Source organism: Paenibacillus sp. FSL W7-1287 (assembly GCF_038004245.1).
In the GTDB taxonomy this organism is placed as follows: domain Bacteria; phylum Bacillota; class Bacilli; order Paenibacillales; family Paenibacillaceae; genus Pristimantibacillus; species Pristimantibacillus camelliae.
The window spans coordinates 2,031,382-2,046,302 of the sequence record NZ_JBBORD010000001.1; the positions used below are offsets into that span (position 1 = coordinate 2,031,382).

Here is a 14,921-nt window from a genome sequence, read left to right on the forward strand (position 1 = left end):
TGTTCATTTGTAGAATTAACGCAGAATAGGAAGTGTTTTGGTGAAAAGAAATAAATTCAAATTCAGAAAAATTCAATTCCGGCAGGTGTCTATCGATGAGCTAGATGATCGTACGCTGCTTATTAATTTATATCTCACCCAAGCACTTACTCTTATTATCGGCTTAATATGGGTATTTTTTCAACACCAAAATTTACTTTCACTTTTGTCGATACCTGACGAAATTGTTGATGTTCTATTTTGGGGGGGAGGATTAGCGCTAGCTGCGGTAGCGGCAGACTTTTTTCTGTCAAGATTCGTACCTGATGAATTTGCAGATGACGGTGGAATCAATGAAAAAATATTCGCTAACCGTCCAGTGTGGCACATTGCAGTCATCTGTCTAATTGTTGGTTTTTGTGAGGAGCTTCTATTCCGTGGAGCAATTCAGCATGCCATCGGTCCTTATTGGACAAGTATTATTTTTGCAGTTATACATGTTCGATATTTAAAACATTGGATCCCAACAGGGCTAGTGTTTTGTATTAGCTATGCCTTAGGATGGATCTATATCAAAACTGGCACGATCTGGGCACCGATGTTTGCACATTTCTTATTTGATTTTATAATGGGACTAATGATCAAATATAGGAGGGAATCATAATTTATGAGTAGAAAGCAAAAGTTCAGTCGAGCAAACAGAGCTAAACACCATGAGACTGGCCGTGCTATTCATAACTTCGAGGATGCGGAAGAAAATTCCCTTCCACCTCGCTCCAAAAAATACCCTTCGAGCAAAGGTAAACTGACAAGAATTTATTATAATGTTGTATTTGTGCTGTTTGTAGCGCTTGTGCTTTTCCTTCTGTGGTACGGCAGCAGCTACTATCCAACAACAACTGAAACACAGTAGCTGTTTGGTTGTTTTACCTAAACCTAACTTGTATGACTCCACTGTATTCAGGTCAAGCTACATGTGAAGTCATATTAAAGAGAGGTGTTCAAGATGAGAATGACCAGCTTTTTTCTAGGGAGTATGTTAGGTATGGTTGGAGCTGTCATGCTTATGCAGCGTAAATCAGGAATGGCACAGGCCGTACAAACTGCAATGTCTGATATGAAGGGCAATGTCATGTCTAAGGCAATGTCAAAGTTTACGAAAAGTGAAGCAACGAATCAAGCAGGTCAAGGTCAAGCACAGAAGCAAAGCTCCGGCAGCACATCTAATGTTCCTGCAAACCATCAAATGAATGTGTCGATGATTGAAGGAATTATTAACAGCGATCCTGAGCTGCAAGCGACAGTCGAAGATATTAAAAGTGATTCCTCATCCATTAAGCACTAATTCTTTAAAGATAACTTCAGCTGAGCTGGCTTCTTAGTAAGCCAGCTCCCTTTATGATATGAAGGTAAAAGATTTTGAAAATTGCTAAAGTTTATTTAGGTACTCATTAAGGCGTATATTTACGCATAAAAATAATAATTATCAGCAAAAAAACTTAGTACTACATAATTTATGAAACGATTTCGCTACAACTTCGTATGGACTACTTAATGAATGACTTAATTTTTGCTAAAGTAGTGCAATAAAGAGAAAGACATGTTAAAGTAAACATAAGGCTATTGTATGTAGAATTGGTCACAATCTAATTTGAAATACATAAGCTATAGTCAGATGCTGCAAAGGAGGATCCTGTCATGAAGATCGAAAGATTGGGTCAGGACAAGATTAGGATTTTCCTGACTTACGACGATTTGTTGGAGCGGGGTATCCAAAAGGAAGACATGTTACGTGAGCCTCCAAAGCTTCATGATCTTTTTATGGAACTTATGGAGCAGGCTTATAATGAGCTCGGCTTTGAAGCAAGTGGCAGACCTCTAGCTGTGGAAGTATACGCAATGCCTGCACAGGGGATGTTTGTAGTTGTTACACGTGGTAAACGTGGAGGCGATACTGTAGACGGATTTGGTGAGGACGACGAGCTAGAAGATGATATTTATGATCTGGATGTAACGATGGAGCATAGCGATATCATCATGTATTCGTTCAATGATTTTGAACATGTCATCTCGGTATGTAAAAGTTTAAAGGCATCGCAGCTCACCGAGGGCGGAACCTTATATTCTTATAACAATAAATGGATCTTGTCCATTGAACCATCAGATATAGAATCATCAACGTTTAACTCGGTGCTTGCAGTATTAGCCGAATATGGTGATGCAACATCCGTGACCTATGCCATGCTAGAGGAATACGGAAAGATCATTATGGCTGATGATGCAGTTACGCAAATTTGTACTCACTTTCAGTAAATATACGTACACAGGAGGAAAGAACATTGACGGCAAAAAGTCAATGTTCTTTTTTGTTTAAATCTTCGTTATAATATAACCATTAGATTATATTTAAATGTTGCACGATACGTTGTGCGCAGGGAAAGCAGGAAAACGAATGGTCATTTTTTCCATAATTACAGCTGCATTGGCGCCAGGCTTATCCTTGCTGACCTTTCTATACCTTAAGGATAAATACGAGGCAGAGCCAATCCATATGGTACTAAAAGTTTTCTTAGTCGGCATTTTGCTTGTCATTCCTATAATGGTATTACAGCGTGGAGTAGAGATATGGCTTGGTGACAGCAGCTTTGTTATGGCTTTTATTCAATCCTCCAGTGTTGAGGAGTTTATTAAGTGGTTTGTGTTATTCCATCTCATCTATAATCATGTTGAGTTTGATGAGCCGTATGATGGTATTTTATACGCAGGAGCGATTTCTTTAGGGTTTGCTACTACAGAGAATTTGTTGTATTCCATATTTATGCCAGCAGACTTAAGTGCGATGCTCATGCGGGCAATGCTACCTGTATCTGGTCATATGCTGTTTGGTATTGTTATGGGATATTATTTAGGAAGGGCCAAATTCTCTAATTCAAAAAGGCGTAACCTTCATTTAATACTATCGTTATTGCTGCCGATCATCCTTCATGGACTTTATGATTGGATTATTGTATGGAGAGAGAACGATTGGCTAATCGCCATTATACCTTTCATGGCTTTGCTATGGTTATTTGGTCTATCTAAAATGAAATCTGCTCATGTAAAATCTCCTTTTCGATATGTTCGTCCGAAAGATGAGGTTAATTTATAGTATTCCGGTCCATACTAATGCAATAAGAATTGTATTAGGAGGGTTGGCATGACGCGAGTGAAAGTTGTCATTCGCTGCAGGATATGCGGGGAAAAATATATTTTGCGTGGCCGAAGAGATAAGGGAATCTATGAAACAGGTTTCAAAATGTGTATTTGTGATAATGTGGATGATCTAGAAATCGAGGAACATCCTATGTAATGTTTGATGTATAAAGCTTCCTTTAACGATCCAAACTAAGATTAGATTGGAACTTGAAGGGAGCTTTTTGTATGTACAGACGTCTAAGTATGATAATGTTTCCGATAATGACTGTGCTTTTTATCGGTGCGATGTATTGGGGTTATCAGGAACACCAAGAGAAAAACAATGTGCTGCTTAAGGCGGAGAATAGTTACCAACGTGCTTTCGGTGACTTAACATATTATGTTCATAAGCTTAACGATGAACTTGGAAATACGCTTGCCGTGAATTCCGCATCTAAAGATTTTCAACGTAAGGGGCTTGTTAATGTCTGGCGAATAACAAGTGAGGCTCAGCATGCGATTAGTCAGCTTCCACTAAGCTACCTTCCATTTGCTGATACTGAAAACTTCTTGTCACGCGTTTCCAACTTTGCTTATAAAACATCGGTGCGCGACTTAGGTAAACAACCGCTTAGCGGTGAGGAATTTAAAACATTAAAATCACTTTATAACAGCTCACATCAAATCTCATCTCAACTTAGTGAGCTTCAAAATAATATTATGAGCAGCAGCCTGCGTTGGATGGATGTTGAGGTTGCATTATCAGCTAACGAAAGCGGAACATCTAACCCTGTCGTAAGCAGCTTGCGTCACGTCAACGATCAGTCGACTCAGTATGGCGAAGTAGAGTGGGGACCTGCAGTTAACAGTATGTATACGGATAAGCGTGTTAAACTGCTTAGCGGTAAGCCTATTACTGCAGAGGAAGCAATGAAAATCGCTGCTAAGTTTATGGATACAGATGTTTCAAACATAGAAATTAAAGAGAATGGTAAGGATAGTGATTTCCCTACGTATATGGCTTCAGTAAAGGATGATGCTGATGGAGACAAGAAGGTGAGTATTGCAGCAAAGGGCGGTAAGCTTGTTATGTATGCACATTATCGAGATGTCTCTGAAGCGACGCTAACGCTGGATCAGGCTGAGGAAAAAGCAGAAAGCTTCATTGAGAAGCATGGCTATGATGATATGGAGGCGGTAAGCTATGATGAATATTATAATACCGGTACCTTCACCTATGTATATGAAATGCAAGACGATACGCTCGTATATCCAGATAAAATAACAGTAAAGGTAGCGTTAGATGATGGCGAAGTCATCGGTTTTCACGCTGCTGATTATGCAGCGCATCACCGTGATCGCCAAATGAATAAACCAAGCATATCTCTAAATCAAGCCATAACTGCTTTGAATCCTGATTTTTCGATCAAAGACCAACGATTAGCGATAATAGACGGAGAATTGGGAGAAGAGGTATTATGCTACGAATTTACTGGCAATATTAATGATCAGCTTTATCGTATCTATATCAATGCTGAAACAGGTATTGAAGAGAAAATAGAAAAAATGAGTCGCAGTGATCAGGCGGTATCTAGCTAAAAGTTAATATAGCTCCTCTAGTACGTAAGTGGTATAATATCCCTTACGGAGGGAGGAGTTTTTGTGATCGTGCCAAAGGTTAGTCAGGTTATTATATTTCAGCTTAAAGAAGAATTAACAAAAGAACCTGTAGAATATAAAACTAGGGTAGCAGATGAGAATGAGCAGGTGCTTGTGATTGAACTACCTATTAATACGAAAAACGGACGCATGAAGCGCCTTCAAGCCGGGGATGTGCTAAGTGCCTCATTTATAACCAATACAGGAGTAAAGCATTTTTTCGAAACCTATGTAACGAAGGTTAGAGAGGCCGCAGAAGGTGAGCTGATTTTCTATGAGATCGCGAGACCTTCAGAAGATGCGATGACCTCGGTCCAACGCCGTAATTTTTTCCGGATTGATATTGAGGTGGATATAGCAGTAAAAAATAAACAAGGTCAGCGATTCGTATTCAAAACCGATGATATCGGTGGCGGCGGTGTTTCCTTTATGATTAATCGTAATCAATCATTCGAACCTGGTGAGAAGCTTAGCTGTTGGTTGCTTCTGCCACACCGTAACGGAACGATTGAGCACAGCTGTTTTGAAGCAGAGGTGCTGCGAGAAAAGGAACTAGAAACTGGTCGCAAAATTATTATGGTTAAATTTGATGAAATTGCCGAGCAAGAACGTCAGCGCGTCATTCGATTTTTATTCGAGAAGCAAATTCAGTTCCGTGATCGTTAATATGTGAATATTTGGAGTATAGGCGGTAAGGATAATGATATCATCCAAAAAGGAGGATCCCATGAAGCCTTGGCGTCACTATACGAAATGGATCGACCACTACTGTAAGCGAGCGATAATGGTCGTTCTGATCTGCTTGCTTGTTATATTTATTACTCAGTTTTTTATGCAATTTGACATTGTACGTGATGTTCTCGTTCCGACTGAGCGCTGGGAAGGAAGGCGGCTGCTCGAGCCGTAGTTTTGCAACAAAATTAGAACTATGGTACAATATTAATCGATAATTGCAGGCGTGGCCTGCTTTTTGTTTGGCCTCATCTTGAAGGGAGTTGCCCATAGCTATGACATTAACTTCTATTGATCGCATTAATATAGCGATCGATGGTCCTGCTGGGGCTGGCAAAAGTACAGTTGCTCGTAAAGTAGCCGCAGCATTGAACTATGTTTATGTGGACACAGGGGCAATGTATCGTGCCGTTGCCTTGCACGCTTTACGCAATGGCATAAAGCCATCGCAAGCGTCTGAGCTGCAAGCTTTAGTAGAAGCGATAGATCTAAAGCTAGTACCAACACCAGAAGGACAAAAAATCCTGCTACATAATGAAGACGTTACAGAGCTGATTCGATCTAGAGAGGTAACTGCTCAGGTATCTCATTATGCCTCTGATGAGCATGTGCGAAAAAAACTCGGCGATATGCAGCGCTTGCTCGCTAAGCATAAAGGCATCGTAATGGATGGACGTGACATTGGCACACATGTACTGCCTGATGCTGAGCTGAAAATTTTCTTAACTGCTTCGGTTGAGGAACGTGCCTTACGACGTTATCGTGAGTTAACAGAGAGCAATTACATTCCGCTTGAACAGCTTGAAGCTGAAATTGCTGCAAGGGATAGACTCGATGAAACGAGAGATATTGCCCCGTTAATTCAAGCCGAGGATGCACTGCTGCTTGATAGCAGTGATATGTCCATTGATGAAGTGGTAGCCTTCATTGTAAAGCTTGGTAATACAAAGCTTATGGGGGTAAGTGAATAAATGTCCTATACGATATTCAGAGCTATTTTACGATTTATTTATCGAGTGTTATTCCGAATTAAAGCTACGGGGACTGAGAATATTCCAGCAGAAGGGGCAGTAATTATTGCCTCTAATCATATAAGTCTACTAGACCCGCCAGCTGTTGGTGTGCTCATTGAGCGCAAAGTTCATTTCATGGCGAAAGAAGAGTTATTCAAAATCCCTTTGCTTGGTCCGCTAATTAAATCCTTTGGAGCGTACCCTGTAAAGCGTGGTGGAGTAAGCATTGATGCGATTAAGTCATCCATCAATATACTGAAATCAGGTAAGGTAATGGGGATTTTCCCTGAAGGAACTCGTCAGAAAACAGATGATCCCAACGCGTCGCTTGGAGCTAAAAAGGGAACTGCCATGATTGCTCTACGCAGTAAAGCGGTTGTTGTTCCTGTCGCAATTGTAGGAAACTACAAGCTGTTTCGTCGTACTCTTATCGTGTACGGCAAGCCTGTTGACATTGAAGCCGTTACGGCCAGTGAAGGACAGGACATTTATGAAGCAGTTACAGGAGAAATTATGAACCAAATTCATAAGTTAAAAGCATCAGTTAAATAGTTTTATTGCTGAATACCTTTCTGTATTGAGCTTTAAATATTAATAAGGTTTATGAATTGAGGAGGTTATATACATGTCTGAAGAAACTAAAGTTCAAGATTCTGTAGTTGAGGAATCGAATCAAGCAGCATTAGATGAAATGGTGTCGTTGAAAAAAGGCGACACTGTGAAGGGTACAATTGTTAAAATTGAAGATAACGTAGCTTATGTAAGCGTTGGTTATAAATATGATGGAATCATTCCACTGCGTGAACTATCATCCGTTCCTGTAGAACAAGCAGCTGATGTTGTTAAGGTGGGCGAAGAAGTTGAGCTTAAAGTTCTTTCCATTAACGACAGCAAGGAAACAATGACGCTATCCAAACGTCTTGTTGACAACGAAAAAGGCTGGGATGACATTGAAAAGCATTTTGAGCAAGGTGATGTATTTGAAGTTGTCGTTGCTGATGTAGTAAAAGGCGGCCTTGTTGCTGACGTTGGCGTACGCGCATTTATTCCAGCTTCGATGGTTGAACGTCATTTCGTTGAAGATTTCAGTGATTACAAAGGTCGTACACTTCGCGTCATCGTTAAGGAAATTGATCGCGAAAACAATAAAGTTATTCTATCTCAAAAAGATGTGCTTGAAGCTGAGTATGAAAAAGAAAAAGCAGCCAAGCTTGCATCATTGCAGGTTGGGCAAGAGCTAACAGCTACTGTTCAACGCATTGCGCCATTCGGAGCTTTTGTTGATCTTGGTGGTGTAGACGGCTTAGTTCATGTTTCTGAGCTTGCATGGGAGCATGTAAAAGATCCAGCAGAGGTCGTATCTGTTGGTCAAGAGGTAACGGTGAAGGTACTGAAGGTAGAAGCTGAAAAAGGAAAAATTAGCCTTTCTATTAAAGCAGCTCAGCCTGGTCCATGGGAAACAGCAGCAACACAATTCAATGTTGATGACGTTGTTGACGGCAAAGTGAAACGAGTGACTACTTTCGGTGCATTTGTAGAAATTACACCAGGTGTTGAAGGTCTCGTGCACATTTCCCAGCTAGCTCATCGTCATGTTAATTCCCCATATGAGGTAGTGAAAGAAGGACAAGAGGTTCAAGTGAAAATTCTTGAATTTAATCCAGCTGATAAGCGCGTGAGCCTAAGCATTAAAGCAACACAAGAGGCTCCAGCTCATGAGGAAACTGATCATCCAGTGCCTGATATGAAGGAAATCAACAATCCTGATGTAAGCTTAAACGGTAACAATATGAGCTACTCCTTGGCAGAACGCTTTGGAGATAAGCTAAGCCAATTTAAGTAAGCGAATGTTAATGTGATGAAGCCTCAGCCTGGTTTATGAAGACCAGGTTGGGGCTTTTTGCTGCTTTAGCAATAATTGTGCTTCGAACCGTGCATATTATGTAGGGGTGATCACAATGGTTGAAGGATATTGGACTGCATTATGCTGTGTTATGCTCATAATTATGATTGCAACAGGCTGGAAACGCTGGATCGAAAGGCATATTAAGCTAGTCATTCTTATACCGATTGTTATACTCATTTGGATCGGAGAATTAATAAATTGGAGCTTTGATGTTTTTATAAGCAATAGTGTGCTTACTATTTCATCCTCGTTTATTGTGATTAGCTTGCTGCAGCTCATCGCTCTAATATTGAATACTAGAATTGAGCTAAAGCTGGTCGCGCTTTATACGATGGTGCTTGCCTTATCATTAACGATGCTGCGAGCATTTACGGCCATATCACCTTGGGCTGGTGCGAATATTACATTAGTTAATATTGCATTCGTAAGTGGGATGCTCCTTGTGCTATTGCAGCTTCACTACTCTACCTATGCGCTAATTCTCTTCTGGGGAGCGACGCTCGCGGAGCCTTTGCTTATGTGGCAGCAGCGTGGAGAATACAATGGAACACTAGGTAGCTTGCTTTGGTGGGATTACGTTTCATTATCCATGTTATGTACAGTTGTGATCAAATCAGTATGGACGATAGTAGGAAGATTAATGTTAACTGTCGTGCAATCATTAGGAAAAAAGATGAAAAGTTAGCCAATCGAACACTTTTTTGCTATGATGGAGTACGAAAGTATGATTAGAGGAGTGGACATCCATATGGCTAGACCCGTAATTGCAATTGTCGGTCGACCAAATGTCGGGAAATCTACGATTTTCAACCGCATTATTGGTGATCGCCTTGCCATAGTTGAGGACAAACCGGGGGTAACAAGAGACCGTTTATATGGAACTGCGGAATGGAACGGAATACCATTCAGCATAATAGATACAGGCGGAATTGAAATTGATGGCGATGATGAAATCATGCGCTCGGTAAAAATGCAAGCTGAGCTCGCTATAGCAGAAGCTGATGTTATTATTTTTATGGTTGATGCGAAGGTAGGGATTGCGCACGCAGATGATGAAGTAGCGCAAATGCTATATCGTTCAAAAAAGCCTGTCGTATTGGCCGTTAATAAGGTGGACAATGAAAATAGACAGGAAGAGGTTTATGAGTTTTATGCACTTGGTTTCGGTGACCCGATTGCAATATCTGGCGCTCATGGTCTTGGAATAGGTGATTTATTAGAAGCTGCTACTGCACTATTACCAGCACCAAAAGAAGAGGAATATGATGATGATGTCATTAAGGTTGCCTTAATCGGTAGACCGAACGTTGGGAAATCATCGTTAGTTAATGCTCTGCTTGGAGAAGACCGCGTAATCGTTAGTAACATTGCAGGAACAACTCGTGATGCAATCGACACACCATTTGAGGTTGATGGACAAAAGTATGTGTTGATTGATACCGCTGGTATGAGAAAACGCGGAAAAGTATATGAAACGACAGAGAAATACAGCGTCATGCGTGCTATGAAAGCAATTGAGCGTGCGGATGTCGTGCTTGTTCTTATTAATGGTGAAGAAGGGATCATCGAGCAAGATAAGCACATTGCGGGCTATGCTCATGAAGCTGGAAAAGCTTCAATCTTCGTCGTAAATAAATGGGATGTTGTTGAAAAAGACGATAAAACGATGCAGAATTTTTCAACGAGCATTCGTGAGCAATTTTTATTTATGACTTATGCTCCGATCGTATTCCTATCTGCTAAAACAAAGCTAAGATTACATAAACTGATCCCAGTCATCAATCATGTATCTGAGCAGCATGCCTTACGCATTCCGACTCATTTGTTAAATGAGGTCGTGTCTGATGCTGTAGCCATTAATCCTGCGCCAACAGATAAAGGTAAACGATTGCGTATTAATTATGTTACACAGGTGGCGACAAAGCCTCCAACCATTATTTGCTTTGTAAATGATCCAGAATTGATGCATTTCTCCTATGAACGTTATTTGGAAAATAAAATTCGAGCAGCGTTCGACTTCGAAGGCACACCTGTACGCATCTATTCTCGAAAAAAATCTGATCAGGATTAGGGGAGAGCATATTGTTACCATTTGTAGCGATAGTCATAAGTTACTTGGTAGGTTCAATTACCTTTAGTATCGTTATTGCGAAACTGTTTAAAGGCATTGATATACGGAATCACGGTAGTGGTAATGCTGGTGCCACGAACACTCTGCGTGTACTAGGAATTGGTCCAGCTATTGCAGTGCTTGCATTGGATTTGCTGAAAGGAATGGGAGGCGTTGTGCTTGCACGCGCCTTATCAGACCTTGAATGGCTTCCTGTTGCATGTGGCTTAGCGGCCATTGTAGGCCATAACTGGCCGATTTGGTTTAAATTCAAAGGTGGAAAAGGAATAGCAACAGCGATTGGCGTATTGTCCGTTCTTGTTTTTATTCCTGCCTTAATCGCTGGTATTATTGCGATTGCAAGTATTTTTATTACGCGATACGTATCATTAGGATCTTTAATATTTACGTTTTTAACACCGATTTTCGTTACCATTTTCCATTTTACACAAGGTGGTACCCAATATAGCTGGGCTAATGTGATCGGTACTGTTATTATTTGTATTTTCGCCTTTATACGTCATCGCTCAAACATCGTTAAGCTGTGGAATGGGACAGAGAATAAGCTAGGCAGCAAGAAAGGGGCTTAATTATGGGCACTGAATCTACATTAAACAAGAAGGCAGCTGTACTTGTAGCAGGGAGCTGGGGAACAGCACTTGCTTATGTACTAGCGTGTAATCAATTCGAAGTGACAATGTGGACGCGTACGGAGGCTCAAGCGAAAGAGATCACTACGCAGCATCATAATGAAAAATATTTGCCCAATCGAGTGCTTCCACCCAACATCACTGCAACAACGGATATGAGACAAGCATTAGAGGGCGCTAGCATCACACTATTTGTTGCGCCATCAAGTGCGATGCGCTCAGTGGCAGAGGCTGCTGCTCCTTTTATTGATCCATCGAGTATTATCGTTCATGCAACGAAGGGCTTCGAGCCTGAGACTTTGAAGCGTATGTCTGTTGTGTTAGCCGAGGAGCTAGGTCGTCCACAGGACGAAATAGCAGTCATCTCAGGCCCTTCACATGCTGAGGAGGTCATTCTAAAGCTGCCTACGACGGTGGTGGTAGCATCGGAGAAGGATGAGATCGCTGAGAAAGCTCAAGAGGCGTTTATGAATTCTTCATTCCGCGTATACACGAATACAGACGTCGTAGGGATCGAAGTGGCAGGGGCGCTAAAAAATATTATTGCGCTAGCTGCTGGGCTTGTGAATGGCTTGCAGCTTGGCGACAACGCCAAGGCAGCATTGCTTACGAGAGGGCTTGCTGAAATTTCACGCCTCGGCGTAGCAATGGGTGCAAACCCACTGACCTTTATAGGATTAGCAGGAGTCGGAGATCTTGTCGTCACAGCTACAAGTCAGCATAGCCGTAACTGGCGTGCAGGATATATGCTTGCCGATGGTACACCACTTCAAGTTGTACTGGAGCGAATGGGTATGGTCGTGGAAGGGGTTAAAACGACACGGGCCGCTTACCATCTTGCAAAGAAATACGACATAGAGATGCCGATTACGGAGCAATTGTATGAGGTGTTGTTTAGTGACCAGCCAATCGATCGTTCTATTGAAGCATTAATGGGACGGATGAAAACGAACGAGATGAATTCGTAGGCCAAAGTATTTTTCGTAACCAGATAGCTTATCTCCACATATGATGTACAGAAATGTGCGAAGTGGAGGAGGTAAGAATATGTCAAAGGATTTATCGAAAGATGTGCTAGGCGCGATTAAACGGAAAACAGGAAAAAATATTTCAACGACATCAGTAAGCAAAGTGGCCAGCACCGTACAACCCGACACGCTAGAGAACGACGTTGAGCTAAGAAAGCTAATTAAACGTGTAGCCACGATGGCGAATATTAAGCTGACAGATGCGAAGATCAATGAGATTGCTCATACGATCCAATCAAGTGGAGTGAAAACCTCCAACCTTGAATCGCTAATGAAGATAATGATGAAATAAGTCCAGTAACAATATGATATGAAATAATCATAACAAGCGGTGAGGATAAGCTTCCTCAGCGCTTGTTTGTTTTTGTTGTGCGGCGAAGTAGATGGTGAGGTGCACATCGCCGGAGTAGCCCCAAAGACACCCCAGAGGAGTAATAGTGAGGTTATCTCTACGAAGATTTGCCTAAAAAACGCTCCGGCGAGTAATAGTGAGGCAAGCCCGCGTAGCGAGCCCGCAAAGAGCCCCAGCGGAGTAATAGTGAGAGCGTAAAAGCGAAGCGGTTGCCTTTGTATCCAGATTTCGACCAATAAAATACTTTGAGAAATCTGGGAACAACAGCAATTGAAACAACACCTTTACGGAGCGCTGACAACAGCAATTGAAGCCTCACTATGTGCGCTGACAACAGCAATTGAAACCTCACTATGTACGGAGCGCCGACAAGCTTTGTCACATTACTAGAGTGATGCTATAATAGAAACGATTAACGTTTACATACATATTTAGGATAGGGGAATTATGTTTATGGATCCGATGACAAAGATGTGGGTTTCACTTATTGGCATTGGTCTTATGGCACTTGCCGCATTTTTAATTACGTTTGCGCGCTATAAGACAAAGGGTGTAATTAAATTTGTACTTTCAACAATTGCATTTTTCAGCTTAATTATCGGTTTTTTTCTCGGAGTCATCTCAATAATATAAGGCATAACGATTAGGAGCGGTAAAATATGATTGAATTAACTGGTCGGACGATCACCAAAAAAGTAGAAGCAGAAGAAGGATTAACTTTGCTAGATCATGCGATTAAGCATAATGTGGACTGGAGCTTTTCTTGCACAAGAGGAACATGTGCAAGATGTCGCTGTCTCATTGTTGAGGGCGCGCAATATTTAGAAGAAATTACGGATGAAGAATGGGATCGATTGGAGCCTGAAGAATTTGATGAAGGCTACCGTTTAGGCTGTCAGGCCGTCATAAACAGCAGTGACGCAAAGATTGTAGCCAAAAATAAAACATATTTTTAAGTGATACGGGGGTGCTCCCAATGGACGTACAAGTAACGTTTGAGCCGCTCGCTCGTAAAGTAAAGGTCCGCTCAGGGACAACAGTGCTACAGGCTGCGAGAAGAGCAGGCGTCGCAATAGTAACTCGTTGCGGTGGTAATGCCTCGTGCTTTATGTGTAAGGTTCATATCGAAGATTGGACGGGTCTCGCACCTATGAAGGAGAATGAACGACGAAAGCTGTCTGGGCTAGAGCAAACGGGAACTCGCTTGGCTTGCCAGACAGTCTTGCAGGAAGGACAAGTGGTAATACAGCTTCCACCTGATCCGTTGCGAGCTGCGATTGCCAAGCAGCTGGCACAGCGGCAGGAGGAGGACACTTTATGGTAGGAGAGTTCTAGATACATGACGAAGCATTACAATATGAATAAAATTAAGCTTTCAATAACTGTTACACTTATCGCCTTACTATTATCAGGCTGCTTGTATCCGCAAACGGATTCTTCTTCGTCAACTATAGTATCGAAGGAATCAATGCGCAATGTACAGGCGGCAGTGGATCAATATATGACTGACAAAGGTATTTTGCCGATTCATAATAGCGATTCGACTGTAGATCGTTATGAAAAATTCCGTGTCAATTTTGATATGCTGAAGCAGGAAGGTTATGTAGAAGTATTGCCAAGCTCTTCGTTCGAGGGCGGTGGGAATTATTATTTCTTAATTCTTAATGAGGATACAAAGCCTACAGTCAAGGCACAAAGCATTTACTTGATCCAAAAAATAATCGATGTACAGCGACAGGTGGATGCTTATAAGGGTAACAATGGTGTGCTACCCGTAGCTGATCAAGTCTATGACGGCTTTTACGCTATAGATTACGGAGCATTGGATATGAAGGCTCCTCAGCTTCACAGCATCTACTCAGGCAGCATATCTGAGCTGCTGCTCGGCGAAAGCGGCACTGTCTATATTAATTATGCTAGCGATATTTATCAAATGATGATGCAGCATCCTGATTATGAGCTTACCGATGAAAACGACCTACGCGAGCTGCTTGTCATGTACAGTGATTACGTGCCTGTGAAATCAGCCAAGTACAGGCTGCAAAACGATGAGCCTGTACCATATGAATAACACTTTACTAAGAAGATCGAATGAAGCTAGAGATTGAGAAGCGCAGCGTACGCAATAGGTACGTGAGCACCGGAAATCTCGGCTGAATTCAAGCTTCGCCGTCGAGCCACCTTCAGTGTCACTTCGTGATCAAAATTGAGATTTTTGAACTACCTCTAAAAGGCTTGCTTTTGTTTGGTTGAGCACTTAACCACCCAAAAGCAAGCCTTTTTACGTTTTCATGTATTCAGCACATTCTACAATTGGT

Annotated in this window: 21 protein-coding genes; all 21 read left to right on the forward strand. The window is 41.6% G+C overall.

Annotated features, from left to right (window positions below):
- Nucleotides 1-40 precede the first annotated feature (40 nt).
- The 21 genes from NSQ99_RS09175 (at nucleotide 41) to NSQ99_RS09275 (ending at nucleotide 14,674) form a co-directional block, all read left to right on the forward strand.
- Complete coding sequence (locus NSQ99_RS09175; RefSeq protein ID WP_251666620.1) at nucleotides 41-643, forward strand: CPBP family intramembrane glutamic endopeptidase; 603 nt, start codon at nucleotides 41-43, stop codon at nucleotides 641-643.
- A 3-nt stretch (nucleotides 644-646) separates the two neighbouring features.
- Nucleotides 647-892, forward strand: a complete 246-nt coding sequence (locus NSQ99_RS09180) for a hypothetical protein (protein ID WP_251666619.1) — start codon at nucleotides 647-649, stop codon at nucleotides 890-892.
- A gap of 99 nt (nucleotides 893-991) precedes the next feature.
- Entirely contained in the window at nucleotides 992-1,324 is a 333-nt protein-coding gene (locus NSQ99_RS09185) for a hypothetical protein (RefSeq protein WP_340836279.1), read from the forward strand.
- A 353-nt stretch (nucleotides 1,325-1,677) separates the two neighbouring features.
- Nucleotides 1,678-2,292, forward strand: coding sequence for a genetic competence negative regulator (locus NSQ99_RS09190; RefSeq protein WP_340836280.1), 615 nt, complete (start codon nucleotides 1,678-1,680; stop codon nucleotides 2,290-2,292).
- Nucleotides 2,293-2,431: 139 nt separating this feature from the next.
- Nucleotides 2,432-3,127, forward strand: coding sequence for a glutamic-type intramembrane protease PrsW (gene prsW / locus NSQ99_RS09195; protein ID WP_340836281.1), 696 nt, complete (start codon nucleotides 2,432-2,434; stop codon nucleotides 3,125-3,127).
- Between the two features lie 48 nt (nucleotides 3,128-3,175).
- Nucleotides 3,176-3,328, forward strand: coding sequence for a hypothetical protein (locus NSQ99_RS09200; RefSeq protein WP_340836282.1), 153 nt, complete (start codon nucleotides 3,176-3,178; stop codon nucleotides 3,326-3,328).
- A gap of 95 nt (nucleotides 3,329-3,423) precedes the next feature.
- On the forward strand, nucleotides 3,424-4,752 hold the full coding sequence (gene ypeB, locus NSQ99_RS09205) for a germination protein YpeB (RefSeq protein WP_340836283.1): 1,329 nt from the start codon (nucleotides 3,424-3,426) through the stop codon (nucleotides 4,750-4,752).
- A 63-nt stretch (nucleotides 4,753-4,815) separates the two neighbouring features.
- The gene (locus tag NSQ99_RS09210) at nucleotides 4,816-5,478 is read left to right on the forward strand and encodes a flagellar brake protein (protein WP_251666613.1); all 663 of its coding nucleotides are present in this window, start codon (nucleotides 4,816-4,818) and stop codon (nucleotides 5,476-5,478) included.
- 61 nt (nucleotides 5,479-5,539) lie between these two features.
- Complete coding sequence (locus tag NSQ99_RS09215) at nucleotides 5,540-5,719, forward strand: hypothetical protein (RefSeq protein ID WP_251666612.1); 180 nt, start codon at nucleotides 5,540-5,542, stop codon at nucleotides 5,717-5,719.
- A gap of 100 nt (nucleotides 5,720-5,819) precedes the next feature.
- A complete protein-coding gene (gene cmk, locus NSQ99_RS09220; RefSeq protein WP_340836284.1) occupies nucleotides 5,820-6,515 on the forward strand; it encodes a (d)CMP kinase in 696 nt (231 codons plus the stop codon).
- On the forward strand, nucleotides 6,516-7,109 hold the full coding sequence (locus NSQ99_RS09225; RefSeq protein ID WP_251666610.1) for a lysophospholipid acyltransferase family protein: 594 nt from the start codon (nucleotides 6,516-6,518) through the stop codon (nucleotides 7,107-7,109).
- 73 nt (nucleotides 7,110-7,182) lie between these two features.
- Nucleotides 7,183-8,400 carry a 30S ribosomal protein S1 gene (gene rpsA, locus NSQ99_RS09230; protein WP_340836285.1) on the forward strand — a complete coding sequence of 406 codons (1,218 nt, stop codon included), beginning with the start codon at nucleotides 7,183-7,185 and terminating at the stop codon, nucleotides 8,398-8,400.
- A 115-nt stretch (nucleotides 8,401-8,515) separates the two neighbouring features.
- Nucleotides 8,516-9,148, forward strand: coding sequence for a hypothetical protein (locus NSQ99_RS09235; RefSeq protein ID WP_340836286.1), 633 nt, complete (start codon nucleotides 8,516-8,518; stop codon nucleotides 9,146-9,148).
- A 63-nt stretch (nucleotides 9,149-9,211) separates the two neighbouring features.
- Nucleotides 9,212-10,534 carry a ribosome biogenesis GTPase Der gene (gene der / locus NSQ99_RS09240; protein ID WP_251666789.1) on the forward strand — a complete coding sequence of 441 codons (1,323 nt, stop codon included), beginning with the start codon at nucleotides 9,212-9,214 and terminating at the stop codon, nucleotides 10,532-10,534.
- Between the two features lie 8 nt (nucleotides 10,535-10,542).
- Nucleotides 10,543-11,163, forward strand: coding sequence for a glycerol-3-phosphate 1-O-acyltransferase PlsY (gene plsY, locus NSQ99_RS09245; RefSeq protein WP_251666788.1), 621 nt, complete (start codon nucleotides 10,543-10,545; stop codon nucleotides 11,161-11,163).
- Nucleotides 11,164-11,165: 2 nt separating this feature from the next.
- Nucleotides 11,166-12,191, forward strand: coding sequence for an NAD(P)H-dependent glycerol-3-phosphate dehydrogenase (locus NSQ99_RS09250; RefSeq protein ID WP_340836287.1), 1,026 nt, complete (start codon nucleotides 11,166-11,168; stop codon nucleotides 12,189-12,191).
- A gap of 79 nt (nucleotides 12,192-12,270) precedes the next feature.
- A complete protein-coding gene (locus NSQ99_RS09255) occupies nucleotides 12,271-12,543 on the forward strand; it encodes a stage VI sporulation protein F (RefSeq protein ID WP_251666606.1) in 273 nt (90 codons plus the stop codon).
- Nucleotides 12,544-13,056: 513 nt separating this feature from the next.
- Nucleotides 13,057-13,236 carry a DUF2768 family protein gene (locus tag NSQ99_RS09260; RefSeq protein ID WP_251666605.1) on the forward strand — a complete coding sequence of 60 codons (180 nt, stop codon included), beginning with the start codon at nucleotides 13,057-13,059 and terminating at the stop codon, nucleotides 13,234-13,236.
- Between the two features lie 26 nt (nucleotides 13,237-13,262).
- Nucleotides 13,263-13,559, forward strand: a complete 297-nt coding sequence (locus NSQ99_RS09265; RefSeq protein ID WP_251666604.1) for a 2Fe-2S iron-sulfur cluster-binding protein — start codon at nucleotides 13,263-13,265, stop codon at nucleotides 13,557-13,559.
- A gap of 20 nt (nucleotides 13,560-13,579) precedes the next feature.
- Nucleotides 13,580-13,927, forward strand: a complete 348-nt coding sequence (locus tag NSQ99_RS09270; protein ID WP_251666603.1) for a 2Fe-2S iron-sulfur cluster-binding protein — start codon at nucleotides 13,580-13,582, stop codon at nucleotides 13,925-13,927.
- Nucleotides 13,928-13,942: 15 nt separating this feature from the next.
- On the forward strand, nucleotides 13,943-14,674 hold the full coding sequence (locus tag NSQ99_RS09275; RefSeq protein ID WP_340836288.1) for a DUF3939 domain-containing protein: 732 nt from the start codon (nucleotides 13,943-13,945) through the stop codon (nucleotides 14,672-14,674).
- Nucleotides 14,675-14,921 lie beyond the last annotated feature (247 nt).

Bases quoted from the DNA above. Each gene is read 5' to 3' on its own strand.
- prsW (WP_340836281.1), top strand. From the start codon at position 2,432: ATGGTCATTTTTTCCATAATTACAGCTGCATTGGCGCCAGGCTTATCC.
- ypeB (WP_340836283.1), top strand. From the start codon at position 3,424: ATGTTTCCGATAATGACTGTGCTTTTTATCGGTGCGATGTATTGGGGT.
- cmk (WP_340836284.1), top strand. From the start codon at position 5,820: ATGACATTAACTTCTATTGATCGCATTAATATAGCGATCGATGGTCCT.
- NSQ99_RS09260 (WP_251666605.1), top strand. From the start codon at position 13,057: ATGGATCCGATGACAAAGATGTGGGTTTCACTTATTGGCATTGGTCTT.
- NSQ99_RS09190 (WP_340836280.1), top strand. From the start codon at position 1,678: ATGAAGATCGAAAGATTGGGTCAGGACAAGATTAGGATTTTCCTGACT.
- NSQ99_RS09215 (WP_251666612.1), top strand. From the start codon at position 5,540: ATGAAGCCTTGGCGTCACTATACGAAATGGATCGACCACTACTGTAAG.
- NSQ99_RS09250 (WP_340836287.1), top strand. From the start codon at position 11,166: ATGGGCACTGAATCTACATTAAACAAGAAGGCAGCTGTACTTGTAGCA.
- der (WP_251666789.1), top strand. From the start codon at position 9,212: ATGGCTAGACCCGTAATTGCAATTGTCGGTCGACCAAATGTCGGGAAA.
- NSQ99_RS09180 (WP_251666619.1), top strand. From the start codon at position 647: ATGAGTAGAAAGCAAAAGTTCAGTCGAGCAAACAGAGCTAAACACCAT.
- rpsA (WP_340836285.1), top strand. From the start codon at position 7,183: ATGTCTGAAGAAACTAAAGTTCAAGATTCTGTAGTTGAGGAATCGAAT.
- NSQ99_RS09265 (WP_251666604.1), top strand. From the start codon at position 13,263: ATGATTGAATTAACTGGTCGGACGATCACCAAAAAAGTAGAAGCAGAA.
- NSQ99_RS09235 (WP_340836286.1), top strand. From the start codon at position 8,516: ATGGTTGAAGGATATTGGACTGCATTATGCTGTGTTATGCTCATAATT.
- NSQ99_RS09200 (WP_340836282.1), top strand. From the start codon at position 3,176: ATGACGCGAGTGAAAGTTGTCATTCGCTGCAGGATATGCGGGGAAAAA.
- NSQ99_RS09255 (WP_251666606.1), top strand. From the start codon at position 12,271: ATGTCAAAGGATTTATCGAAAGATGTGCTAGGCGCGATTAAACGGAAA.
- NSQ99_RS09275 (WP_340836288.1), top strand. From the start codon at position 13,943: ATGACGAAGCATTACAATATGAATAAAATTAAGCTTTCAATAACTGTT.
- NSQ99_RS09185 (WP_340836279.1), top strand. From the start codon at position 992: ATGACCAGCTTTTTTCTAGGGAGTATGTTAGGTATGGTTGGAGCTGTC.
- NSQ99_RS09225 (WP_251666610.1), top strand. From the start codon at position 6,516: ATGTCCTATACGATATTCAGAGCTATTTTACGATTTATTTATCGAGTG.
- NSQ99_RS09270 (WP_251666603.1), top strand. From the start codon at position 13,580: ATGGACGTACAAGTAACGTTTGAGCCGCTCGCTCGTAAAGTAAAGGTC.